The sequence below is a fragment of the Tropicibacter sp. Alg240-R139 genome, from assembly GCF_900537075.1.
Lineage (GTDB): Bacteria > Pseudomonadota > Alphaproteobacteria > Rhodobacterales > Rhodobacteraceae > Falsiruegeria.
Genome location: NZ_UNRA01000007.1, coordinates 72,284 through 96,575, shown reverse-complemented (window position 1 = coordinate 96,575; position 24,292 = coordinate 72,284). Strand labels below are relative to the sequence as shown.

Below are 24,292 nucleotides of genomic sequence, written 5' to 3'. Positions count from 1 at the left end.
CCTCGCCAGCGACGTGTTCTGTTTGAGAAAGAAAAAAGATGACTGAACCCCGCTTGAAGCCCGAAACACCAACTGTCCATTCTGACTGCCAGATCCATGACAGCCAGTTCGGGGCTTATGTCGAGATCGGGGCGGGCACCCGGTTGAACACCACAGTATGGGGGGATTATTCGTACTGCGACAGGACTTGTGATGTGGCAAATGCCCAGATTGGAAAGTTTTCAAACATCGCCAGCTTTACCCGGATCGGCGCGACGGATCACCCAATGGAGAAGGCGTCGTTACATCATTTTCACTATCGCTCAGCAGACTATTGGGCGGATGTTGAACATGATACCGATTGGTTCGCCCATCGCGCCAGCCGCGTGGCGCAGATCGGGCACGACACCTGGATCGGCCACGCTGCGATCATCAAACCCGAGGTCACAATCGGCCACGGCGCGGTGGTTGCCTCGGGCGCTGTGGTGACCAAGGATGTGGCACCCTACACGATTGTGGCAGGCGTTGCGGCCACTGAAGTGCGGCGTCGGTTCACCGTGCAAGTGGCAGAACGGATGATGGAGCTGGCCTGGTGGGACTGGAGTCATGACGTTCTGCGCGAACGGTTGGGTGATTTCCGGTCCATGAGGGCTGAAGCTTTCCTGGACAAATACACCTGACAAATTCAGGGGAGCTCCCGCACCCGAGCGGTCCCGACTTTGTCGGCACCGCTAGTGGCTTTGGGTCGGGCGCCGGACAAGGCCCGGCGCTCGACCCAACGGGAGGTGTTTTGTCAGAAACATCGTCGACGGGCGGGAGCGCTTGGTTTATGGATCGCCGAAGGTCAGGGTGACGTGATCGCCTGCGAACCACGTGCGGCCGAATTCGACCGGGTGACCGTCTTGGTCGACGTTGACACCCACCGATTGCATCACGGGCGCTCCTTCGGCAACACGTAGGTGCAGGGCTTGCGTTGCGCTGGCACGGCGGGCCGTCAGGCGGGTCCATTTGCGGGTGTAGTCTGCGATGCCAAGCTCTTGCAGGGCGCGCGTGACCGATCGCGTGTTTTCCAAAGCAGAAAGTAGTTCCGGGAAGCGGTACTCTGGAAAGACGCTTTGAAAGACCGCAATTGGCAGCTCGTCTGCCAGGGACAGCCCGTCGTAGACATGCACTGGGCCACCAGTCTTTAGCTCCAGGGCTTCGGCCTCTTGCGCGTCGGCGGCGCGGGTTGTCAGCGCCAGGATTTGCTTGCCGGGGATCTTTCCACTGGCTGAGATGTTCTGGTGGTATCGCACGCGCTTGCCAATTGGATAGTCGGTTGGTCGAGCTGCCACAAACACCCCCGCGCCTCGACGTGCGTGAACCAGACCTTGCTCAGACAGTTCTGCCAAGGCGCGCCGCACGGTGTGGCGGTTCACTCCGTGGGTGGCGGACAGCTGCACCTCGGTCGGCAGGCGGTCGCCATGGCGGTATCGGCCTTCGGCGATGTCCGAGATCAGGCTCGAGGCGATGGTCTTCCAAACGGGTGTGCGGCTCATGTCACTAAATCTTCACAAGTCTCAGGATTGCGGGGTGAAAGGTAAAGGTCTATTATTTGTCTAGTTGTATAGTTGTTGTAGACAACTTCGCCAAGAGGCTAAAATGGCAAATGAGATAGACACCGGTAATTCCGCCCGCAAAGCGTGGATGAGCCTAATCGCGTCAGCGCCCGAAGAGGTAATGATGGCGTTGTGGGGCGCGATGGACAACCGCCCTTCCTTTGACTGGTTGCGCGTGCCCGAGGTGGGCGGCGTGATGGTACGTGGCCGCATGGGCGGTACGGGAGCACCGTTCAACGTGGGCGAAATGACAGTGACACGCTGCTCACTGGTTCTGGGTGATGGAACTGTGGGGCATGGCTATATTCAGGGGCGCTCCAAGCCCAAAGCCGAAGCCGCGGCTCTGATTGACGCGCTGATGCAGACCGAGGCCGCGGCCCTTGTGCAACGCGACGTCCTGAAGCCACTCGCCGATCAGGTGGCACAAACCAAATCAAACCGGGCAGCAAAGGCCGCGGCGACAAAAGTCGAGTTTTTCACCATGGTTCGAGGAGAGGATTGATGCAGGCGCAAGCAACTCAATTTGCAGGTGGGTTCTCGAACACGCCGGTCGACGCGGCCCACGCCTTTCGTGCGGCCATGACCGTCATGGCCCGACCAGGTGAAATTCGTACCCTGTCCGGTGCACAAGCCCCTGTGCCCGTATCCGGGGCGGCGGCGACGCTTCTTTTGACGCTCTGTGATCCGGAAACGGGTGTGTATCTGGCTGGCGCGAGCGACACGCCCGAGATGCGCCAATGGCTGACCTTCCACACTGGCGCACCGTTGGTTGATGCCGCACAGGCGGACTTTGCTGTGGGCACTTGGACTGATCTTCTGCCGCTAAAAACCTATCGGATCGGCACCTCGGAATACCCGGATCGATCTGCGACCTTGATTGTCGAATGCCACGCGTTGGCCCAGACCGGAGCCACGCTGTCGGGACCGGGCATCAAAAACACGTCGCAATTGAACCTGCCTGACATCCCAGCACTTCAGGCCAATTCGATGCTCTACCCCCTCGGGATGGATTTCTTTTTCACCAGCGGCACCCAAGTCGCGGCCCTGCCGCGAAGCACGCAAATTGCAAAGGGCTAAGGCATGTATGTAGCTGTCAAAGGTGGCGAACGCGCCATCGAAAACGCCCACGCCTGGCTGGCCGAGGAACGACGTGGCGATACGTCGGTGGCAGAGCTGTCCACTGCGCAGATCCGCGAGCAGCTGAGCCTTGCTGTCAATCGCGTCATGGCCGAGGGTTCGTTGTTTGACGCCGATCTGGCGGCGCTGGCGATCAAGCAGTCGCGCGGCGATCTGATCGAGGCGATCTTTTTGATCCGCGCTTACCGCACGACATTGCCGCGTTTCGGTGCGAGCCGACCGGTGGAGACGGGGCAGATGGCCTGTGACCGCCGCATATCAGCAACATTCAAGGACGCGCCGGGCGGGCAGGTGCTGGGCCCGACGTTTGACTACACGCATCGTCTGTTAGATTTCAAATTGGCCGCCGAAGGCGAGGTCACACCGACTGAGCAAGGTACCCCTCGTGAGGACGTCACCCCACACATCACCGAGTTCCTGCAAGGTGAAGACATTATTCAGCGCGAACCGGAAAGTGACGCAGTGCCCGGAGATCTGACTCGCGAGCCGATGGAGTTTCCCGCCAACCGTGCCCTGCGCCTGCAATCACTGACACGTGGGGACGAAGGGTTCATCCTTGGCATGGCCTATTCGACTCAACGCGGCTACGCCCGCAATCATGCCTTTGTCGGCGAATTGCGGATTGGCAAGGTTGCGGTCGAGATGGACATCCCCGAGCTGGGCTTTGCCATCGAGATTGGCGAGCTGGAGTTGACCGAATGCGAAACGGTGAACCAGTTCCAGGGCTCCAAGACCGAGCCGCCGCAGTTCACGCGCGGTTATGGTCTGGTTTTTGGGCAATCCGAACGCAAATCCATCGCCATGGCGCTGGTCGACCGCGCCTTGCGGTGGGAAGAGCTGGGCGAGGACAATTTAGGAGCGGCTGCACAAGACGAGGAATTCGTGCTCAGCCATTCGGACAACATCCAAGCGACCGGTTTTCTGGAACACATCAAACTGCCGCATTACGTCGACTTCCAATCTGAACTGGAATTGGTTCGCAAGCTGCGCCGTGAAGTTGAGGAGAGAACCACCGCGCATCAGGAGGCTGCGGAATGACTGAATACAATTTCGCTTATCTGGACGAACAAACAAAGCGGATGATCCGCCGCGCCATCCTCAAAGGGTTGGCAGTGCCGGGCTATCAGGTGCCTTTTGCCAGTCGTGAGATGCCGATGCCGTATGGTTGGGGCACAGGTGGGGTGCAGGTGTCGGCGGCTACGCTAACCCCTGACGATACCTTCAAGGTGATCGACCAGGGTGCTGATGACACCACCAACGCCGTGTCGATCCGCAAGTTCTTTGAGAACACTGCGGGCGTGGCTGTGACCGAAGAGACCGAAAAGGCAACCTTGATTCAGACCCGCCATCGCATCCCCGAGGCCGAGCTGACCGAGGATCAGATTCTCGTGTATCAGGTGCCGATCCCGGAACCGCTGCGCTTTCTTGAACCGCGCGAGACCGAGACTCGCAAGATGCACAGCCTTGAGGAATACGGGCTGATGCATGTGAAGCTGTATGAGGACATCAGCCAGCATGGCGACATCGCAACCGCCTATGCCTATCCGGTGATGGTGCAGGACCGCTATGTCATGGACCCGTCACCGATCCCCAAGTTCGACAATCCGAAACTTGAAATGTCGGCGATCCAGCTCTTTGGTGCGGGCCGCGAACAGCGGATCTATGCGGTGCCGCCTCATACCAAGGTGGTGAGCCTGGATTTTGAGGATTTCCCTTTTGTGGCGTCCAAAGCGAACCATCCGTGCGATCTGTGCGGGGCCGAAGACAGCTATTTGGACGAGGTGATCCTGGATGATGCGGGCAACCGGATGTTTGTTTGCTCGGACACCGATTTCTGCCGTTCGCGTCGCGCGGCAGGCCATGTAGGCAGATTGGGAACGGAGGACGCGGCATGACACCGCTCTTGCAAGTCAAAGGTATCGAAAAGCACTATGGCGCGCTGATCGGATGCAAGGATGTGAGCTTTGACCTCTACCCCGGAGAAGTCATGGGAATCGTGGGCGAAAGTGGGTCGGGAAAGTCGACTTTGCTGAACTGTCTGGCAGGTCATCTGGAAACGGATGCAGGGCAGGTGATCTTTGACACCCGCGCGGACGGTCCGGTGGATACGCTACAGATGTCCGAGCCGGAACGGCGAATGCTGGGGCGCACTGATTGGGCCTTTGTTCATCAACACGCCCGCGACGGGCTTCGTATGTCGGTCAGTGCTGGCGGCAATATAGGCGAACGCCTGATGGCTGTGGGGGATCGCCACTACGGTAACATCAGGGACAAGGCCGTCGATTGGCTCGGCCGAGTCGAAATTGCCGAAAGCCGCGTTGACGATCGCCCGACGGCGTTTTCGGGCGGGATGCAGCAGCGGTTGCAGATCGCGCGCAATCTTGTGACCGGGCCGCGGCTGGTATTCATGGACGAACCCACCGGCGGGCTGGATGTTTCGGTCCAGGCGCGTCTGTTGGATCTGCTCAGGGGGCTGGTGCGCGAAATGGGACTGAGCGCCATCATCGTGACCCATGATCTGGCCGTGGTGCGCCTGCTGGCAGATCGACTAATGGTGATGAAAGACGGCCACGTGGTCGAGGCTGGCCTGACCGACCAGGTTTTGGACGACCCACAACATGCCTACACGCAGCTGTTGGTTTCCAGCGTTCTGCAAGTGTGAGGGACGAGAGAGATGATTGAACTCGATAACGTAAGCAAAAGCTTCACACTTCACAATCAAGGCAGCGCCATCATCCCGGTGATGGAAGGCGCAACACTGAAGGTGAACCCCGGCGAATGCGTGGCCCTCACGGGTGCTTCGGGGGCTGGTAAATCCACCCTGATGCGGGTGATCTATGGCAACTACTTGGCGGCCTCAGGTCGTGTCGTGGTTGGCGGGCTTGATGTGGCGCAAGCCGAGCCGCGCGAGATTCTGGCCTTGCGGCGGGAAACCCTGGGCTATGTCAGCCAGTTCCTGCGCGTGGTGCCGCGTGTGCCGACGCAGGAAGTGGTGGCTGAACCCTTGTTAGCCATTGGTGTCGACAAAGCGCAGGCGCTGGAAAGGGCGACCGGATTGCTGGAGCGGCTCAACATCCGGGAACGTCTGTGGACCCTCAGCCCAACCACCTTTTCGGGCGGTGAACAGCAACGTGTGAACATCGCGCGCGGCTTTGCCCATGGTTACCCGGCGATGCTGCTCGACGAACCCACCGCCAGCTTGGACGCCACCAACCGTGACACCGTGTTGTCCCTGATCGAAGAAGCCAAGGCACGGGGCACAGCTATCGTTGGCATCTTCCACGACGCAGAAGCCCGCGAGCGGGTCTGTGATCGCGAAGTCAACGTTTCGCACTTCACGCCGGTGGCCGCATGACCCTGGCAACCGTCATAGCCGTTGTTGGGCCGTCCGGCGTGGGCAAGGACAGTGTCATGGAGGCATTGGCCGCGCGTGGCGATGCCCTGCAATTGGTGCGTCGGGTCATCACCCGACCGTCGGGCGAGGATGGCGAAGATTTCGAACGCGTGACCGAAGATGAATTCGAGGCTGGTTTGGCAGTGGGTGACTTCCTGCTGCATTGGGAAGCGCATGGCATGCGTTACGGTATTCCTAAGTCGATCCACGAGCAGCGAAGCCAAGCGCGTGGCCTGTTGGTGAACCTGTCCCGCTCGGTGCTTTTGGACGCGCAAGAATTGTTTGACGACTTTGTGGTGGTGGCGCTCACGGCCTCGCCTGAAGTTTTGGCCGCGCGGCTGAACCGTCGGGCACGTGAGAGCGTCGAAGATCGCCAGCGTCGTCTGGACCGGGCGCGCTTGAAACTGCCCAAAGGGCTGCGCCGGGTGATCAAGGTCGACAACTCCGGCGCCTTGGATCAAACGGTCCAGATGATCCTGTCCCGACTTCAGCGGGAAAGTGCGTAGCGATGGATCATCTGGAACCGGCCATCGCTGCGCTCGCCCACAAGCGCCAGATCGCTGATGACAAAGGGTTTGGGCAGCATCGGGGTCAGCACTTGTTCCAGCGCGTCCTGAACGCCGGGCAACTCGGGCTTCGGCAGTTTGCCGGTGAGGGTGATGTGAAAGCGGAATTCGTTCATCACGTAAGGATAGCCCCACTGCAGCAGGTTCGCCTCTTGCGCAGGGTTCAAACCAGTCGCCCGGCGGCGATCAAGTTCCGACGGCGGGGCGGGCGCACGAAAGCCGTCCAAACCACGCACAGCTTGTGCAGCCAATTCCCCCAGTTCACTGGTGTCACCCATCGGACGCAGCGCCAGGAACCGTCCCAGCCGTGCCAGTTCCAACCCGTCCAGCCAGACTGGAGCCATCGAGGTGGCCAAGTCAGCGCTGGCCTGGTGCAGCGCCTCAACCGTCTGCCCTTCGGTCAACCGGAACGGCGGCTTGATGGTTCCATGCAAACCGTATTTATGCGGCGTCGCCGTGATTTGGGCCACATTCAGTCCTGCAAGTTCAGGATGGGCCACCGTTTCACCAGTTTCCGCGTCCCACCCCAACCAGCTGGCACCAAACCGGGCCCACTCCGCATCGGCGGGTGGCGCAAAATAGATCGCGTATCGCGTGAATGTCACATTGGCCTCCTATGTCGTGGCCTTCCCAATAGCTCAAACCATGTGAAGTTCAGATGACAGAAGAATTGATCCTTGCCAATGCGACGCTGATTTTTCCCAATGAGATCCGCAAAGGGTCCCTGCGGGTGGTGGGCGAGCACATCGAAGCCATCGACAGCGGTTCAATGGTTCCTGCGAGAGCCATCGACTGTGAGGGCGATTTCATCTGCCCCGGCCTGATCGAGTTGCACACCGACAACCTGGAACGCCACATCCAGCCACGCCCCAAGGTCGATTGGCCCCACGCGGCGGCGATCATCGCGCATGATGCAGAACTGGCAGGCACTGGTATTACAACCGTGTTTGATGCCATGCGGGTTGGGTCGATCCCGTCAGGTAGGGCGCGCTATGGAAAATACGCGCGCAATCTAGCCACCGAGCTGCTGGAACTGCGCGCGGCGGACGCGCTCAAGATCAGCCATTTCCTGCATCTGCGGGCCGAAGTGTGTTCGCAGACCTTGGCGGATGAGCTGCGCGAGTTCGGTGAAGAAGACCGCGTGGGCATTGTCTCGCTGATGGATCACACGCCGGGACAGCGGCAGTTCCGCGATATGACCAAACTTGAGTCCTATTTGAAGGGCAAGCACTCGATGAGTGATGATGATTTCTTGCAGCATGTCGCGCAACTCAAGGGGCTGCGGGATCAATACGGCGATCTGCACGAGGTCGAGACGGTGAAACAGGCCGGTCTGTATGGTGCAGTGCTGGCGAGTCACGATGACACAACAGCCGAACAGGTTGCGGTGTCGGCGGGCCACGGGATCCGACTGGCCGAGTTTCCGACCACTGTCGAAGCCGCGCGGGCCTGTCACGAGCATGGCATCCAGGTGATGATGGGCGCCCCCAACTTGATCCGGGGCGGGTCACATTCGGGCAATGTGGCTGCGCATGAGCTGGCAGAGCTGGACTTGTTGGACATCGTCTCGTCGGACTATGTGCCCTCGGCGCTATTGCTGTCTGCGGTTAAACTGGGTGAAATTTGGGGCGACATGGCACGCGGTATTAAGACGGCGACATTGGCTCCAGCTCTGGCCGTAGGATTGCAGGATCGTGGTGCTTTGCGCGTCGGTGCCAGAGCTGATTTCCTACGTTTCCGGATGCGAGCAGGCGTTCCGGCGCTGCGGGCAGTCTGGTCCTGTGGAATGCAAGTGGCCTGATCTGTCTTACGCCACCTGGTGCCTTTCAATTTGCATCCATTATGTCGGACATCGGGTGCCGCACACGAGGCTCATACGGGCTCGCCCGTATGAGCGCGGCCCAACCAGAGGAGCTGTCCCGCAAGGGGCATCGACGGCGGGCGGGAGCTCCTTGTGAATCTGGTCTGCGTTAGACCCGATAAAACAAATAGCGATCCGGGGCGATGGTTTCTGGGCCTTTTACGTGTTCGAACCCTACAAGGGGTTGGCCCGATACCAGCAATCCCCCCGGCTTCATCACGGCAGCGATCAGCGGGCTCAGCCGCGCAGATTCAGCGACGTCATCCTCCTTGATCCCCATGCCGAAATCATAATGCGCCAGAGCGATCGTCTGGCCGCATTCCGCCAGTTTCCGCAACATCGGCTCGGCCTCACCCTGCAAGAAGTCCGTTTCCGGGGGCACACAGGACGGATGACATTGCAACACTCGATCCATAACCCAGATACGGCGACCGGGTAGAATTTCGCGCAGGTGATCATACGTACGACCGTTGCCCAACCCCATGTCCAGCACGTCCCCGTCCAGATCGGCAACGGCTTGAGCAGCCCAGTTCAATCCGTCCCTCTGAGCAGTAAAACGGCGCAGCATTGAATCCAGTCGGCTCATGGGGTGGGGTCCTTTTCCAGGGTCTCGGCCATTGTCCAGCACCGGGTTGGCCCGTCCAGCAAACGGAGCAGAACCTCTCGGGTGAAACGCCAGATGTCTTGATCATGAACCAGGTGATGGGTCAACAGGCCATACGGTTCCGCATTGTCGGACACGCCGGTGCGGCGATCCTGTAGGTGCTGTACCAGTTGGGAAATCAGTTGATCTTCGGGCACCAGACCGCGTGTGCCTCGCCAATCGATGGGATCGAGATGGGTGTTGATCTGCCACAGGCCGGGGGTGGCAAAGGGCCTCTTGCGTGGGGTCGCAGTGGACAGAACCTTATAGCCCAAACTTGGCAATCCTTCCACGATCTCATGGTCGATCCGGTTCCATGGCGGCACGAACATGGGCATTAGTGACGATCCAAACATTGCTTGCGACCGGCTCAGGCCACGTTCGGCGTCAGCAGTGATTTCACTGACGGGGCGGTGCATTCGAAACTCGGCTTTCTTCTCCAAAGCGGGCGCGTGGTTCTGATGCGCCCAACCATGCACGACAGGTATCATGCCAGACGAAGGGGCAAGCCTTTCCGATAAAGTTTCAGTGGCATAGGCCGGGACTACCGCAAGATGCACCGGGATACTGAGTTCTTCCGACAAAGCGCCCAGCCGATCAAGCGCCGCGGTCGGCTCTACCGCATCATCATCGCGCCACCAAAGGGGGAGGGATTTCCCTTCAGCCCACCAAAGCGCAAGCTCTCTTTCCAACGGTGACCAATCAGGTGTCATACGAATGTCTCCAGTCTGGCCTCGATGAACTCAACCGTTTTTGTGGCGCCGTCAAAATCAGCGGTCTTGCGGGATCGTGGAGGGGCATTGATGACGTCCTCGATGGAACGAACCAATTTGGGGCCTGTTAATTCGGCACTTCGCAAAACGCTGAACCCGGGTAAATTGGCCAGGCTCTCTGCCCGGAGGGTTTGCTCGACCTCGTTGCCATCATCAAAGGGGATCAAAACGGCTGGTGTGCCAGCCTGCAAAATATCCAAAGCGGTATTGTAACCGCACATGCTGACCGATGCAGAGGCGTGATATAGCATTTGGCGAAAGTCGGGGCGGGCCGGTTCGAATATCACGTTCTCTGGCGGATCATCTTGCATCAACTGAGCGATTCTTGTCGCGGAATCGGAGCCACCCACCAAAAGGCGCCAGCGCCTGTTGGTGATCTTTCGGGCGGCCTCGATGGCCGTACGAAAGATCGGTGTGCCCACCGTTCCGCCACCCGCACTAACCAGGATTTCTCCCTCGCCGAAGCGATCGGTGCCTGCGCCCGCTGCAGGGGGCGCGACATAGCCAGTATAGATCAGCTTGGCTTCCAGTGCCTTGGACACCGGCCAGCTTGCTTCAAGCCGTGTTGTCCGGAAATCGGAATGAACCAAAACCGCGTCATAGAAATCCGAAAGGATGATATCCGTTTTCTCGACCTTCTCCGGCTTCGATGGCGGTGCCAGAATATCCCGGATCGAGCAGCAAATCAGCAATCTCTTGGGCAAGGCACGCGCGGCTCTCAGCAAAGTTAGAAACTCATGCCGCAGCACCCGTCGACCAAAGGGGAACAGCTCGGTGATCAGCACGTCGGGTTTAACAGCATGCAGAATGTCGACCATAGCTTGGGATCGCGCGGCCAAATACGCGTCGTCCGCAACGTCGCCGACATCAGTTAGCAACCGGGTGAAGTTTGTGCCATCCGATCTGAGCCGGGGCAGGTTGCGCACATCAACGCCGTGTGTGTCCAGTTGAGGCACGGCAAACCCGCCCGAGATCAGAACGACGTCATGCCCCTTGCGGGCAAAGGCGCAGCCCAATGTCAGGGCCCGGCTCAGATGGCCGCTGCCCAACAAATGGGTGACGGCGATCAATACCTTCATGCAGAATCCTCGGCTTTGATCAAGCGCACGGGTTCGGGCATGGGTGCGAAAGTATCAAGATCGACGACAAACAACCGGTTGCGCTTGATCCTGAAAGGGGCCTCTCCATCGAAATCCCATCCATGCGCCTTGGCCAGAATTACCCGCATGATCCCGATGTGGCAGACAGCAACCGTATCCGTGTTGCGAAACCGGACCCACGGCTCTAATCGCGCCCACAATTCACGGGGGCTTTCACCCTCAGGTGCGCAGTAGTCCCAGCCCCAGTGCTCGATATGTCTGAACCCGCTGCCGGGCTCTGCTAACAGATCGACGCCGCGTTTACCTTCCCAGAGTCCCCAGTTCATTTCGGTCAGCTCGGGCGAGGTCAGCGGCGCACGACCAGCCACGATCTCGGCCGTTTCGCGGGCGCGGCCCAAGGGACTCGACCACAATTCAGCTCCTGCCCATTCCGGCGGCAGGCTGAACTGGGACAGATCGCGGCGCGCTTCATCATCGAGCGGAATGTCGCTGCGCCCCTGGATCTGGCCTGCGCGATTCCATGCGGTGTGACCATGGCGAAGAAGGGCAAGACGGGTCATTGGGCACCTTTCAAAAGCGGGGCGACAGCAGACCAGAACCGCTCGGTCGCGGCTGGCCTAAGATGAGTGTTCAGGATCATCTCACGGGCGTTTGCACCACATTTGGCGCGATGTTGGGCATTGTTCAAGAACGTCATGACTTGTGTTGCCAATGCTTCTGGTCCATCTTCCGGGCGAGGGTGCTCACCCCCCGGAAGAATGTCGCGCACACCCGGACGATCCTGCGCAGCTACGGGCAGGCCATGTGCCTGCGCCTCAAGATAGACCATACCAAAGGCTTCGTTGACACCCGGCCACAGGAATAAAGACGCCTTGCGGTAAACCTTGTCTAATTCGCTGCGATCCAACTGCCCCAGAAACCGCACGCGTGACCCATGCGGGGCCATTAGGTGTTCGACTTGCAATCGGGCGGGGCCGTCCCCGGCTATGTTCAGCTGCCAGTTGCCCGTCAGGTGCGAAAGTGTCTCGGAGATGATCTCATAGGACCGCAGCTTGTCGCCGTCGCGCATCATGCCGGCTGTTAGCATTGGTCCTTTCAGGGTGCTGGCTTCGGGCAGGTCATCTGTGGGCAGAAAGGGCGGGAAATGCACCAGATGTTGGGCCCCGGCGCGCTCGCGTTCAAGGGTGATCAGGTCATTGGATGTTAGGTAAAAGATCGCCCGGGCCGCGTCGCAGGCATCATGGGCCGCTTGCGCAAAACCCGACCAGGGGCCGTCTAGGCGGCTATAGGCGCGGGTGCTTTCAATCTGAATATAGGGAATACCCAACGCTTCGCAGACGCGTGGGCCGACCAGATCGGGGGCTTTGTAATAGTTGTGATATGTCACCCACAGTTGGGTGTCGCGATGCAGGTCTCGGGTCAGTCGCGCGACTTCGGCATCAGCTTGTTGTCGCAATTTTTCCTGTCGCTCCGTATCTCCCACTTTGTCATAGATCTTGAGCTCGGAGACCAGATCGACCTGTGCGCCATCGCGTTGGACAATCGCCGCCATCAGGTTGCGCGCCATTTCACGATCCCCCGAAGGCACCGCGCTGTACGGGGACTTCATAGGGGCGTAAAAGGCAACACGGGTCATGGGATCAGCCGCCTTGCATCAACTGGGTCAACCGGGTGGACAGGCGCGCGATACCCGGGGCCATGCCGAACTCTCCAACCAGGCGGTCGTGCGCGGCTGTGGCATAGGCCTGTGTCTGTGACGGGTTGTCGGCCAGATCACGGATCGCGGTTGCCAGTTTGGCCGGGTCATCTTCGACCAGCAAACCGTGGGTGCCGCTGTCGATGAATTCGGGGATCGCAGAGACAGGCGTCGACAGGATCGGCAACATCTGCGAGGCCGCCTCCATCAGCACGTTGGGCAATCCGTCGCGATCGCCGTCTTCGGCGATTCGGCTGGGCAAAACAAAAAGGTCGGCTTCGCGCATCGCTTCGATAACCTCAGGCTGATCACAAGCGCCGCGCCAGGTGATCCGGCTTGCGACACCGGCCTCTTCGGCTTGGGCTTGCAGCGCATCCTTCAGGCCGCCGCCGCCGATGTGTGTCCAGTGCCAATTCAGACCAGTGGGAAGTTGGGCAAAGGCTGAAATGAGCCGGTCAAACCCCTTCTTTTCGACCAGACGTCCGACGGAAACCATGTGGAACGGATCAGACGCATCGCGCAACGCGCGTTCGGGCGGCGCAGGAAAGCGGGTGAGGTCAAGACCGTGATAGACCAAATCCACGCGCGCCGGGTCATCCGCCATCTCGCGCAGGTGTTCGGCCCCAAAGGCGGTGCAAGTGGCGCCAAAGACCGCGCCGTGGGTCGCCGCGCTCAGCTTTTCGCGTTTTTCCCACTCATCAGATGTCCAGATGTCCTTGGCATGGGCCGAAAAGCTCCACGGCAAACCCCGCATGATCGCAGCGTAACGCGCGACCGAGGATGGCGTATGCATGAAGTGCGCGTAGAGACCTTGGGTGCCTTCGGGCAGTTCGGTGGCCAGAACGCAGGCCTGGCCAAAGCGACGAATTCGATTGTGGGTCAGATCGCGCGCCAGATCAGCGCGCCAGATGCGATAGGCCTCGCCGTAACCTGGCAGGGCTTGGGCCGCCGTCCGCGCATGCCAGACCCGCTCGGGGTCTTCATGCAAGTACTCGGGCAGATAGCGCACACGCGCCTTGATCCGGTCGTGCAGCGGGTGGCGCTTTTTGTCGGTGGGATAGCGCAGCGACCAAATGTCGAAGTCGTGGCCGCTGTCTTCGAGTGCAGCCAGTTCCTGTGCGATGAATGTTTCGGATAGGCGCGGCCAGCCTTTGACCACGATCGCCAGTGGCGGTTTTTGGGACGTCATTGAGCGGCTTGTTCCGTCTTGTTGGTCAGTAGGGCATTCACCCGGTGTGTGACATAGTTCAGCCCGTCGAGCAGCCCGGACGAAATGGCCTGCGAGGGTTTGGGTTGCTCCGCCAGACCACGAATGGCCTGGATCATGGCATCCGGTGTCAGCCCGTCGCGTGTCTCATCCAGCATGCGGATCAAACCCAAATCTTCGGCGCGGGACGCGCGCAACCATTGTTCCAGGCGCGGCGTGGTGCGGGGCACGATCACGGCGGGCTTGTCGAACGACAGAACTTCGCAAAAGGTGTTGTACCCGCCCATGCAGATCACGCCCTGAGCCCCTTTGAAAATGGTTTCGATCTGGGATTCAAAACCAACGGCGGTCACGCGCCCGTTCAGCGCCTCGACTCGGGTTTCAAAGTCTTCGCGCAGCTCACCCGACAGGAACGGGCCGTAGACCAGAACCGCGCGCGGGGCGAGCGTTGGGTCTTTTTCATAGGCGCTGAGCACCAGATCGACCATGGCCCTGCCGTCGCCGCCGCCGCCGGGAGTTATCAGAACATAAGGCTGCTCGGGTGGTTTGCCGTCAGCGCTGGCTTCGCGCCGCAGATAACCGGTCCAATGCATCCGGGATTGAGCATCTGCCGACAGCGGTAGACCCGCGGTCGGATCATAGATCGAGCGCAGACCATAGACCCAAATCTCGTGATAGAACCGTTCGGTCGCGGTCACAGCGTCCTTGCGCTCCCATTCGGTGGCCAGCACCTCAGGCTCGTCCAAAACGTCGCGTAGTCCCAGAACCAGCCTCGTCTTACCGCCGTTCTGAAGCATTTCCAGAGTTGGCAGAAGCTCTCCACGAAACCCCGTAGGCTCCTTGTCGACGATCAAAACGTCCGGCTCATATTGTTTGGCCGTAGTACAAATCAGACCGGACCGGAGGTCTGTGACTTCTTCAATGCCCATACCGATGGTTTGCGAGGCGTAAGAGCCATCGCTTCGTTTCGTGACACCAGGCAAACGTACGTGGTCGACCCGCCGTGGAAAGGTAAAGCGACCCGCAACTGGAGATCCTGTCAGAATCAGCGCTGAAGCATGCGGATCAGCGGCAGTGATAGCGGCGGCCAGAGCACGGGATCGCCGCAAGTGCCCCAAACCAAAAGTATCATGGCTGTACAGCATGATACGGGGCGCACGATAGGCGCCCTGAGAAACTGTCTTATTAGCGTCCTCGCCCGTGTTCACGTCTTCGACCTCGGATTCGCGCTGAACAAATTGCTTGCTTCAGAGGCACCGTATCGAATTGTACAGCGAAAACCAAAGCTTCGAATTCGGGCGCTTGGCATTTGACTTTTAGCCAATTGCGCCTCTGCCACAGCTCTTGCATCGATGTTCTGCTTTGCGGGTGCCTTGATACAGGTCAAGCCAGGTGCACAGGGATGCGTGCCCGGCAAGATGGGGCCGGTCGGCCACGACAAAATGCCCGATCCCAGAAGCGCCCCGTCCATCCTGTTTTCCAAGGCGCGTGACCTCATGCTCAAATCCTGTTTTGCGCGGCCGCCCGATCGGCGTCAGACATTTTTGTGCTGGTTAGTGTGGCGTTCGGACGAGACCTGTGTCGGTCTCTTTCACGCGGTTCTATTGGACAAGATCGGGATTGAAAACACGATACTGCGCGCGAAACCGGCTGATCTGTCACGGAAAGGTGAGTTTTCTGCTGGTGTCATTGCTATGTGGTCAAGTCATTTGAATAACATGCACCTGTCCGATAGGTTCCTTGCCAGGTTAAGTTACCCAAAGAAAGACCTCTATGCTGACCATTGTCCTTCGCATTCTTGCAATGCTGGCGCTGACTATTGCGGTTTCCACCACAACCGCACAGGCGCAATTGTCACTTTATTCCGGTGCGTCTGGCTCTAGCAGCAGCGAAACAGACACGGACAGCGATCTGGCCACTGCAATCCGCGAGGCGACCGAGGCCGGGGCCAGCGTGATTGTCATTGACAGTTCGGGCAACCTCGCCACGGCAGGTCAGGCGCCTGGAGAAGGCGGGGGCGCCGATAAGGCCGACCCGATGGGAGAGGCCTCGCAGTTGATGCAGGCGCAATCGCAATGGGCCGAGTTCCGAAAAGCGTTGGAATCCAGATTGGCAGCACTGCCGTATTCCATTTTTGAGGTTCAGTATATTCTGCGCCAAACAAGCCCGGACGGACAGATCAGTACGTATCTTTGGGTGTTGGCCATCAATATCGGCCTTCTGCTAATCGGGCGATGGTTGTCGGTTGAGATTTACGGCAAGCGGGTCGCCAAAAAGTACGTCGTTTCGCGGATCAAGGAAAACCCTTTTGGATACCGGGACAAGATGCCGTTCCTGGTGTTCCGCTTTGCCATGGGGATCGGCGGCACGCTGTTTGCCATGCTGTTTGCCACAATTATCAGCTATCTGATCTTCGGTGAATCTGACGACATCTCGGTCCAATTCACCGTCACAGCAATTTTCACGGCGTACTTCCTGTCGCGCACGGTGTCCGATCTGTGGCGCATGGTGCTGTCGCCCTTCCTTAGCCAGTACCGCATTCCACCGTTTTCTGACAGGGACGCCACGCGGCTGTACATCTGGGCGTCGGTTCTGGCGACCTATGACATTTCGGCGGTTCTTTTTGCCACTTGGGTCGCGGACTTTGGGCTGAACTACAACGTCTACGCCATGGTTTATGGCGTGCTGACGGCGGTGGGCGCTGCCCTTAATGTTCTGATGATCCTGTTCAACGCGCGCGCGATCACCGAGGCCATTCGGGCAGGTCGCAGCAAAGAACAGGTATCCTGGATGCTGTGGGCGATTTCGATCGCATGGGCCCCGGTTCTGATCCTTTACATCGCGTTTAGCTGGTTCTCTCTGGCGCTGGATTTGGTGTTGGAGAACCCTGCTCCGATCCCGTTGATTGCCGGAACCTATGGCATTTTCATGTCTGTCGTCGTCGCCTATGGCGCGATGAATTACATGCTGGAACGGTATTTTAACCGGTCTCGCAGGGTGCAACAGATCAACGCCGAGTTGGCCGAGGCCGAGGCAAGTGAAGAACCGCAACCCGTACCGCCCATTGAATTGGCGCATTCGATCTCGACCTACGAGGATCTGGCGCGTCGTGTGGCCGGTATTCTGGCCTTTGTTGTTGGTGCCTATGCGCTGTTGGTGATCTGGAACCCGGATGCAGATTGGACCCAAGACCTGCCGATGGAGCGGTTCCTGGACGTGATGATGATCCTGTTCATCGGCTACGTCGTCTTTCACTTTTTTCGGATCTGGATCGACAGCAAGATCGCTGAAGAAGGCGGAGATATGGAAGAAGGCGAATTGGGCGATGAGGGCGGTGGTTCTTCGGCCAGCCGGTTGGCGACCCTTCTGCCGTTGTTCCGTGGCGCGATCCTGGCCGTGGTGGTGGTGTCAATCGCGCTGATCGTTTTGCTGGAAATCGGCATCAACGTAAGCCCCCTTTTCGCCGGTGCGGGTGTTGTCGGGCTGGCGGTGGGTTTTGGTTCTCAAACGCTGGTACGGGACATTTTTTCAGGCGCGTTTTTCCTGCTGGATGACGCGTTTCGGAAGGGAGAATACATCGACATCGGGGATGTGAAGGGAACGGTCGAAAAAATCTCTGTTCGTTCATTCCAGCTCCGCCACCATCTGGGGGCGCTCAACACCATTCCCTTTGGTGAGATCAAGGTTTTGACGAACTATTCCCGAGACTGGGTGATTATGAAGCTGCCTTTGCGGGTGACCTATGACACCGATGTGGAAAAGGTGCGCAAACTGATCAAGAACCTCGGGAAAGAGTTGCTGACAGATCCGGTGATTGGTGAAAATTTCATCCAACCTCTCAAGTCGCAGGGCGTGATCGAGATGCAGGATTCGGCAATGATCATTCGCGTTAAGTTCATGACCAAACCGGGGGATCAGTGGCTCGTACGTAAACGCGTGTACCAGGACATCCGCGAGCTGTTCGCGCGCGAAGGTGTGAAGTTCGCACACCGCGAAGTCACGGTGCGCCTTGCGGACGAGAAGGACCCCAAAGATCTTTCGCCAAAACAGCGCGAGGCTGTGACTGGGGCGGTGCAGGCTGCTATCGACGAGGACTATCTCGACGACATCGGACCTGGCGGCGACCGGGATTAAAATTCGGGGGCTCCCGCCCCCTCGGCATCTTTCTGACGAAAGACGTCTCGGGGTTGGGCGTGGCGCCGCGCTGACGCGCGTCGTGGTTGCTTTGCTGGGGTCGAGAGTGCCGCAGAACGCAACGAAGGGAGTGGCGCCCCTTACTTCTTCTTGCTTAAGTAATTTCGGGGGAGTGGCGCAGAGCCGGGGGCGGAACCCCCATCGCTCTGCTTACTGTTGGTAGGGATCAAGGCTGTCGCGCAGGCCATCGCCGAGGAAGTTAAATGCCAGCACAATGATGATGATCGGGATCATCGGGATCGCTGTCCATGGATAGATTTCGATTGAAGCCAGGTTCTGCGCATCGTTTAGCATCACGCCCCAACTGACGGCTGGTGCCCGCAGGCCCAGGCCAAGGAAACTGAGCGCGGTTTCCCCTAAAATCATCGCAGGGATCGACAGTGTCGCGCTGGCAATTAGATGGCTCATGAAGTTGGGTAGCAGGTGCTTGCGGATCACACGGCCCGAGCTTGCACCCATCATCTCGGCCGCCCGGACGTACTCCTCCTCACGCAAGCTCAGGAACTTGGCCCTTACGGCACGCGCAAGGCCCGGCCAATCGAGGATGCCGAGGATTATGGATATGATGAAGAACACCGCAACGGGCCCCCAATTCGAGGGCACAGCGGCGGACAGAGCAAGCCACAAAGGCAGTTCGGGCAGAGAGCGCAGGATTTCGATCACGCGGTTGATGACCCAATCGATGCGGCCGCCAAAATAACCTGCAATTGACCCCAGCAGAATACCAAGGAAGAAGGATACCGAAATGCCGATCAGACCCACGGTCAGGGACAGTTGCGCACCGTAAAGGATGCGGCTGAACACATCTCGACCCAAGCGGTCGGACCCCCAAAGGAACAGCGTGGCCCCGTCAGGGGCGCAAAACAGATGCGTGTCGCTGGGGATGAAACCCGCCAAACTGTACTCGGCACCTTCGCAGAAGAACTCGAGTTGTACCGGGGTCGAGGTGTCCGGTTTGAACACCCATTGAAACGTCTCCAGGTCTGCTTCGGCGGTTATTGGATAGACGAAGGGACCCAGGAATTCACCCTCGTGTACCCAATGCACGGCCTGTGGCGGGGCATAAAGGTGGTCCGAGTTCCGCTCGTTGGCGCCATAAGGTGCGATGAAGCCCGCAAAGGGCAGCATCAGATAGCAGAACAGAAGGAAGATACCCGATATCAGACCCAGCTTGTGGGTTTTGAATTTGCGCCAGATCAGCACCCAATTTGGCGCGTCCAGATCGCGGCGTTCCAACTGTTGTATGGAAACCTGTGGGTCATATGGCGCGTCGTCGACGTAGCGCCCATCGGGGAGTTTGGTCATGAATCGCGCCCTTCATATCTGATGCGCGGGTCAAGCATGACCAGCAGGATGTCTGAAATCATGGTGCCGATCAGGGTCAGCAATGCGACGAACATCAGAATAAAGGCCGAAAGGAACTGGTCTTGAGTCTTGAGCGCAGTGAGCAGCGCCGGCCCGATCGTCTGCAGGCCCATGACTACCGAGACAAGAACAGAACCAGACACCATCGAGGGCAAGAGGTTGCCGATGTCAGCCACAAAGGGGTTGAAGGCCACGCGCAGCGGATATTTGGTCAACATCCGGCTAGGGGCCATGCCCTTGGCAATCGCAGTTTCAACATACGGCTTGCCCAGTTCATCCAACATGTTGGCGCGCAAGCGCTGCATCATCGCCGAAGCACCAGCGGTGCCGATTACGATGGTCGGCACAATCAAATGAACCATGATCGACTTCATTTTTTCCCAGTTCAGCGGTTCCCCTTCGAAGGAAGGGTCCATCAGGCCACCAATTGGAATGTTCAGGTACTTGCGCCCGTAATAATAAAGGATCAGCGCCAGCAAAAAGTTCGGCGTTGCCAGTCCAAGATAGCCAACAAATGCGGATGTATAGTCGATCCAGGTACGGGATTTGGCGGCGGCGATTACGCCCAAAGGCAGCGCCAGAGCATAAACAAAGACGATGGCGGCCATGTTGACCAGAACGGTCAGCCACAGGCTGTCGCCCACAATCTCACGCACGGGGCGGTCGAATTCGAATGACCAACCAAAGTTACCTTGGATGAGGCCAGAAAAGCCATGCGGGCCGGGCATGAAGCCCATCCAGATCATGTATTGCTCCCAAAGCGCGCGATCCAGCGCGTATTCCTTGCGCAAAAATTCAGCCTTGGCGACGCCTGCGGATTGGCCGGATGCCTTGAGCTCGGCGATCTGGTTCGACAGGTAGTCACCCGGCGGTAGGTTGATGATCACGAACACCAGCATCGACACCACCAGCAGGGTGAGCAGCATGGTGCCAAAGCGATAGATTGAGTAGCGCAGGATGCTCATTCAGCTTGTCCCGTCACTCGGCCATGAAGAATTCATCGGGGCGATGAACACCGAAATGCGCGCCGGGGTCCCAAGCCCAAAGGCCTTTCTTGGGCACGTTGCGCATCCGGTTTGATACGACGATAGGCTGCGGCGCTTCGGCCAGAATACCGATGCCAAATAGCTGATCGGCGTGTATTTCCAGCATCTCGTTCCAGGCGGCTGTGCGCTGTTCGTCGTTGTCGGCGCGGTCCCAAATCAAGGCCAGCTCCATCAGGCGCTGCGCAGCCGGAATATCAGGGGCCTCGCCCACATCACCGTTGGTTTGATAGTGCTGTCCCCACTTTGGCCACGCCATGAATTCTTGATGGCGCGGGGCCAGGTAATCAGGAGAGGTGTAGGTTTGTGGAATGCCATTGTCCCAACCAAACCAGACCGCGACCATAGTGTTGCCGGCATAGACGCGATTGCGCAGGATGTCGCGATCAAGCGGGCGCATAACCAGCTTCACGCCAATCTCGCGCCAAGTATCTGTCACGATTTGCAGCGCGTTTTCAACTTCTTGCCGCTCGCCGGCGGTTTCAATGACGATCTCCATCGGACGGCCATCGGGCAACATACGGATTCCGTTGCCATTGCGCTTGTCCAGTCCAGCCTCGTCCAACAGGGCATTCGCGGTTTCGGGATCAAAGGCAGCCCAGGCGTCGCGATGTTCTTGCTTGAAGAAAGGCGAGGCGGGCAACACGGTCATCGAGCCCGGCTTGGCCAGTTTGAAATACAGTGCCTGATTGATGGTTTTGCGATCGATCCCCATGGACAGCGCGCGGCGCACGCGCACATCGCGCATAACCTCGCGCCAAACCGGATCGGCGTAGTTCAAGTTGGGATAGATCGCGATTTGTGAGGCAACACCTGTTTGCCAAAGGTTGGTCTTGTAGTCCCCGTCAGCCTCACCTTTTTTCAGGATCGAAGTGTCGCGGAAGTCCAATCCGCGCCCCTGCAAGTCGACTTCGCCCGCATTGGACTTGGCGGCGACTAGACCGGGGGCCACGATCTCCATCTCGACGATGTCGATGTAGGGAAGTTGCAAGCCGTTGCTATCGATGCGGTGATAGTAAGGGTTACGAACAAAATTGTGACGGATCTTCTTACCGGCACTGGCGTTGATCCAGGGTTGCAACGTGGGCAGCTCGGAATTGTCGAACTTGTACATGTTGTCGCGCTTGTTGTGCAGGGCAGCCCAGCTTTTTACGCGGGCATCCTCGACCTTTTCGGCCAGCGGTTCAGGGTCGGCATAATCGCCATGATAATCTTTCAGAAAATGCGAGGGGCGATAGATGAATGGCGGACGCGCCTGAGCCAGTGACTGTAGGAAGTTCGGGTTCGGATGCTCCCACTGATACACAACTGTCAGTTCATCGGGGAATGTAACCGTGGGCAACTCGCCTTCGATGCGCAGGAAATCAAGCGGGCCAGCGGGGCTGAGCAGTGGGTTGTTGGCAACATCTTCCCACCAGTATTTGAAATCGGCTGATGTAAATGGCGCACCATCCGACCATTTATGGCCAGGGCGCAGGCGCAAGGTGAACTTGTGGTTGTTTTCATTCTCAAACGAGGCCAGCAGATCCGGCACCAGCTCATAGTTTTCGTTATATCCGATCAGTCGGGCGTAGCCATAAACCACCATCTGCCGGATGTCTTTGGATCGGGTCACCATGGTCGACAATGTGCCGCCTTGCTGGCCAAATTCGCGACCTTTGGCCTTGAGATCGACAATGATTGGCTCGTCGGGGATGCGCTCATTCACGGGAGGCAGATCACCGGCGTCAACTTCGGCCTGCCAGAAGGTACTTTCCTGCAGCGGTGGTATAGGGTTCGCACCTGCCGGCATCAGGCTGGCGATCACCAGAGATGCGGCAAGAATCAAAGAGCAGCGTTTGGGTTCAAACATGACAGCGTACCTTATGGCCGGGTTCCAGCTCCACCAATGAGGGTACCATGGTGTCGGTAAAACGGAAGGCTTCGGCCCATTTTTCAGGAGAGCCGGCGCCCTGGGCGACCAGTTTGAGGTTGATGGGGCGCTCGATATCAGGCTCGGGTTGAGCCGCGATCAAGGCTTTGGTGTAAGGATGTTGGGGATTATAGAATAGGGTATCAGGCGGGGCTTGTTCAACGATCAAGCCCTGGCGCATCACGGCCACCTCATCAGCGATCCGGGCCACAACGGCCAGATCGTGTGAGATGAAGAGGTAGCTGAGGTTCAGGCCCTCTTGCAACTTTTCCAGCAGGGTCAGGATCTGTTCCTGAACCGATACATCAAGGGCCGATGTCGGCTCGTCACAGACGATCAACGAGGGGTCCAGCATCATGGCGCGTGCGATGGACAAGCGTTGACGCTGACCGCCCGAAAACGCGTGCGGGTAGCGTTTGAGCATCTCTTCACTCAACCCGACACGCTGCAGCATCTGGGCTGCCTTGTCGCGCCGCTCTGCTTTGGTGCCGATCTTGTGGATCTCCAACGGCTCGGTCATTGCGTCTTGCACCCGCATCCGCGGGCTGAGCGAGCTGTAGGGGTCTTGAAACACCATTTGTGCATCGCGTTGGAACGCGGTGCGGGTGGCACGGGACATCTTGTGCACGGTGATCGGGTCAGCATCTGGCGTGGCGCGGAACAAAACCTCGCTGCCCTGGTCCGGCAATTCGGCCCCAAGCGCAATGCGAGCTGCGGTGGTCTTGCCCGAGCCGCTTTCGCCCACGATGGCAAGCGTCTTGCCGCGCGGCAATTTCAGATCAACGCCCCGGCAGGCATGGACCAAAGCGTCTGGTTTCCAAGCTGACCCGGACCGCATGGTAAAGGTCTTGTTGACCTTGTTCATTTCCAGGATCAGATCGTCGTCCGGCAGGGGGGGCGCAGGACGCGCTTCGGCCGGAATGGCGGGGGCCGCGTTGAACAGTTGTTGGGTATAGGGGTGGGCTGGGTTCTTGAGCAAGGGCTCCGCGGCACCGGCCTCCATTACCCGGCCCTTGTGCATGACCACGACCTTTTCGGCCATGTTCGCCACGACACCCAAATCATGCGTTACCAAGACCAGCGCCATGCCGGTTTCCTGTTGCAGCTCTTTGATCAGGCCCAGAACCTGCGCCTGTGTGGTTACGTCGAGGGCGGTCGTTGGTTCATCTGCGATCAGCAGATCGGGTTTGGACACCATGGCCATGGCGATCATGGCGCGCTGGCGCATACCGCCTGACATTTCAAACGGATAAGACCGATAGGCGCGTTCGGGGTCGGGAAAGCCCACCCTCTCGAACGTTTGCAGAACTTGCCGCTTTGCCTCTTTCTCGGATGCACCGCGATGCAGCCACAGAACTTCGCTGACCTGATTGCCGATCCGATGAAGCGGTGACAGCGAACGCATCGGTTCCTGAAAAATCATGGACACCTGATCGCCGCGAACATCGCGCATCTTGCGTTCTGACATCTCCGTCAGGGTCAGCGGGCCTTTTTCGGTGTTGAGAGTGATCCGGCCTGATCGGATTTGCGCGGCGCGCGGCAGGATGCGCAGCACAGCGCGGCAGGTGACGGTCTTGCCTGATCCAGATTCCCCAACCAAAGCCAGTGTTTCGCCGGGCATCACGTTAAAATTAACATCCTGAACGACGGCGTCGCCGGACCCGAATCCAATGCTCAGATTTTCCACAGATAACAAAGGGGTCATTCAGGCGATCCACCCGACTGGCCGGTACGCAACATAAGTCTATCGATCCCCCTGGTCATTCTGCGTCACTTTCGCGCGCGCACCCCCCACTAGTCAAACCCGAAATTGTGACTAAACGT

The 24,292-nt window shown here is 58.7% G+C and carries 23 protein-coding genes; 10 read left to right on the top strand and 13 right to left on the bottom strand.

All coding sequences use genetic code 11. The features are described 5' to 3' along the window. Window positions 1-38 precede the first annotated feature (38 nt). Window positions 39-659, top strand: a complete 621-nt coding sequence (locus G6R15_RS20755) for a chloramphenicol acetyltransferase (protein WP_164661896.1) — start codon at window positions 39-41, stop codon at window positions 657-659. A 147-nt stretch (window positions 660-806) separates the two neighbouring features. On the opposite strand, the gene phnF is transcribed toward G6R15_RS20755, so the two are convergent. Continuing rightward, the gene (gene phnF / locus G6R15_RS20750) at window positions 807-1,517 is read right to left on the bottom strand and encodes a phosphonate metabolism transcriptional regulator PhnF (RefSeq protein WP_164661895.1); all 711 of its coding nucleotides are present in this window, start codon (window positions 1,515-1,517) and stop codon (window positions 807-809) included. A gap of 103 nt (window positions 1,518-1,620) precedes the next feature. Here phnF and phnG point away from each other — a divergent pair, with 103 nt between their 5' ends. The 7 genes from phnG to G6R15_RS20715 are packed head-to-tail and all read left to right on the top strand — an operon-like array spanning window position 1,621 to window position 6,614. Continuing rightward, window positions 1,621-2,079 (top strand): phosphonate C-P lyase system protein PhnG, encoded by a 459-nt coding sequence (gene phnG, locus G6R15_RS20745; protein ID WP_164661894.1) that lies wholly within the window; start codon window positions 1,621-1,623, stop codon window positions 2,077-2,079. Beyond that, window positions 2,079-2,654 carry a phosphonate C-P lyase system protein PhnH gene (gene phnH, locus G6R15_RS20740; RefSeq protein WP_164661893.1) on the top strand — a complete coding sequence of 192 codons (576 nt, stop codon included), beginning with the start codon at window positions 2,079-2,081 and terminating at the stop codon, window positions 2,652-2,654. Before phnG ends, phnH begins: the two co-directional genes overlap by 1 nt. A 3-nt stretch (window positions 2,655-2,657) precedes the next feature. Then, window positions 2,658-3,752 (top strand): carbon-phosphorus lyase complex subunit PhnI, encoded by a 1,095-nt coding sequence (locus G6R15_RS20735; RefSeq protein WP_164661892.1) that lies wholly within the window; start codon window positions 2,658-2,660, stop codon window positions 3,750-3,752. Beyond that, window positions 3,749-4,609 carry an alpha-D-ribose 1-methylphosphonate 5-phosphate C-P-lyase PhnJ gene (locus G6R15_RS20730; RefSeq protein WP_164661891.1) on the top strand — a complete coding sequence of 287 codons (861 nt, stop codon included), beginning with the start codon at window positions 3,749-3,751 and terminating at the stop codon, window positions 4,607-4,609. The genes G6R15_RS20735 and G6R15_RS20730 overlap by 4 nt, the downstream gene beginning before the upstream one ends. Next, the gene (gene phnK, locus G6R15_RS20725; RefSeq protein ID WP_164661890.1) at window positions 4,606-5,376 is read left to right on the top strand and encodes a phosphonate C-P lyase system protein PhnK; all 771 of its coding nucleotides are present in this window, start codon (window positions 4,606-4,608) and stop codon (window positions 5,374-5,376) included. The genes G6R15_RS20730 and phnK overlap by 4 nt, the downstream gene beginning before the upstream one ends. 12 nt (window positions 5,377-5,388) lie before the next feature. After that, entirely contained in the window at window positions 5,389-6,069 is a 681-nt protein-coding gene (gene phnL / locus G6R15_RS20720; RefSeq protein WP_164661889.1) for a phosphonate C-P lyase system protein PhnL, read from the top strand. Further along, window positions 6,066-6,614 (top strand): AAA family ATPase, encoded by a 549-nt coding sequence (locus G6R15_RS20715; protein WP_164661888.1) that lies wholly within the window; start codon window positions 6,066-6,068, stop codon window positions 6,612-6,614. Before phnL ends, G6R15_RS20715 begins: the two co-directional genes overlap by 4 nt. Here G6R15_RS20715 and G6R15_RS20710 read toward each other — a convergent pair. Further along, window positions 6,596-7,279 (bottom strand): DUF1045 domain-containing protein, encoded by a 684-nt coding sequence (locus tag G6R15_RS20710; protein ID WP_164661887.1) that lies wholly within the window; start codon window positions 7,277-7,279, stop codon window positions 6,596-6,598. The genes G6R15_RS20715 and G6R15_RS20710 overlap by 19 nt on opposite strands. Window positions 7,280-7,332: 53 nt before the next feature. Here G6R15_RS20710 and G6R15_RS20705 point away from each other — a divergent pair, with 53 nt between their 5' ends. Next, window positions 7,333-8,475 (top strand): alpha-D-ribose 1-methylphosphonate 5-triphosphate diphosphatase, encoded by a 1,143-nt coding sequence (locus G6R15_RS20705; RefSeq protein WP_164661886.1) that lies wholly within the window; start codon window positions 7,333-7,335, stop codon window positions 8,473-8,475. Between the two features lie 169 nt (window positions 8,476-8,644). Here G6R15_RS20705 and G6R15_RS20700 read toward each other — a convergent pair whose 3' ends face one another. From G6R15_RS20700 to G6R15_RS20670, 7 genes are read right to left on the bottom strand one after another with little or no spacing between them, the layout of a single operon-like run. Next, a complete protein-coding gene (locus G6R15_RS20700) occupies window positions 8,645-9,121 on the bottom strand; it encodes a class I SAM-dependent methyltransferase (protein ID WP_164661885.1) in 477 nt (158 codons plus the stop codon). Further along, entirely contained in the window at window positions 9,118-9,891 is a 774-nt protein-coding gene (locus G6R15_RS20695; RefSeq protein ID WP_164661884.1) for a polysaccharide deacetylase family protein, read from the bottom strand. The genes G6R15_RS20700 and G6R15_RS20695 overlap by 4 nt, the downstream gene beginning before the upstream one ends. After that, complete coding sequence (locus G6R15_RS20690) at window positions 9,888-11,030, bottom strand: glycosyltransferase family protein (RefSeq protein WP_164661883.1); 1,143 nt, start codon at window positions 11,028-11,030, stop codon at window positions 9,888-9,890. Before G6R15_RS20690 ends, G6R15_RS20695 begins: the two co-directional genes overlap by 4 nt. After that, window positions 11,027-11,611, bottom strand: coding sequence for a histidine phosphatase family protein (locus tag G6R15_RS20685; RefSeq protein ID WP_164661882.1), 585 nt, complete (start codon window positions 11,609-11,611; stop codon window positions 11,027-11,029). Before G6R15_RS20685 ends, G6R15_RS20690 begins: the two co-directional genes overlap by 4 nt. After that, window positions 11,608-12,687, bottom strand: a complete 1,080-nt coding sequence (locus G6R15_RS20680; protein WP_164661881.1) for a glycosyltransferase family 4 protein — start codon at window positions 12,685-12,687, stop codon at window positions 11,608-11,610. Before G6R15_RS20680 ends, G6R15_RS20685 begins: the two co-directional genes overlap by 4 nt. Window positions 12,688-12,691: 4 nt before the next feature. Continuing rightward, window positions 12,692-13,936: a glycosyltransferase family 4 protein gene (locus tag G6R15_RS20675; RefSeq protein ID WP_164661880.1), complete on the bottom strand. Its 1,245-nt coding sequence runs from the start codon at window positions 13,934-13,936 to the stop codon at window positions 12,692-12,694. After that, window positions 13,933-15,099, bottom strand: a complete 1,167-nt coding sequence (locus G6R15_RS20670; protein ID WP_164661879.1) for a glycosyltransferase family protein — start codon at window positions 15,097-15,099, stop codon at window positions 13,933-13,935. Before G6R15_RS20670 ends, G6R15_RS20675 begins: the two co-directional genes overlap by 4 nt. A 628-nt stretch (window positions 15,100-15,727) precedes the next feature. Between G6R15_RS20670 and G6R15_RS20665 the strand changes: the two genes are divergently transcribed. Next, on the top strand, window positions 15,728-18,088 hold the full coding sequence (locus G6R15_RS20665; protein ID WP_164661878.1) for a mechanosensitive ion channel family protein: 2,361 nt from the start codon (window positions 15,728-15,730) through the stop codon (window positions 18,086-18,088). Between the two features lie 210 nt (window positions 18,089-18,298). Here the strand turns inward: G6R15_RS20665 and G6R15_RS20660 are convergent, their stop codons facing one another. Genes G6R15_RS20660 through G6R15_RS20645 form a run of 4 tightly spaced genes read right to left on the bottom strand, consistent with a single transcriptional unit; the run spans window position 18,299 to window position 24,173 of the window. Next, window positions 18,299-19,453, bottom strand: a complete 1,155-nt coding sequence (locus tag G6R15_RS20660; protein ID WP_164661877.1) for an ABC transporter permease — start codon at window positions 19,451-19,453, stop codon at window positions 18,299-18,301. Beyond that, window positions 19,450-20,478: an ABC transporter permease gene (locus G6R15_RS20655; RefSeq protein WP_164661876.1), complete on the bottom strand. Its 1,029-nt coding sequence runs from the start codon at window positions 20,476-20,478 to the stop codon at window positions 19,450-19,452. The genes G6R15_RS20660 and G6R15_RS20655 overlap by 4 nt, the downstream gene beginning before the upstream one ends. 13 nt (window positions 20,479-20,491) lie before the next feature. Then, window positions 20,492-22,348 (bottom strand): ABC transporter substrate-binding protein, encoded by a 1,857-nt coding sequence (locus G6R15_RS20650; protein ID WP_373456024.1) that lies wholly within the window; start codon window positions 22,346-22,348, stop codon window positions 20,492-20,494. 52 nt (window positions 22,349-22,400) lie between these two features. Then, the gene (locus G6R15_RS20645; protein ID WP_164661874.1) at window positions 22,401-24,173 is read right to left on the bottom strand and encodes an ABC transporter ATP-binding protein; all 1,773 of its coding nucleotides are present in this window, start codon (window positions 24,171-24,173) and stop codon (window positions 22,401-22,403) included. Window positions 24,174-24,292 lie beyond the last annotated feature (119 nt).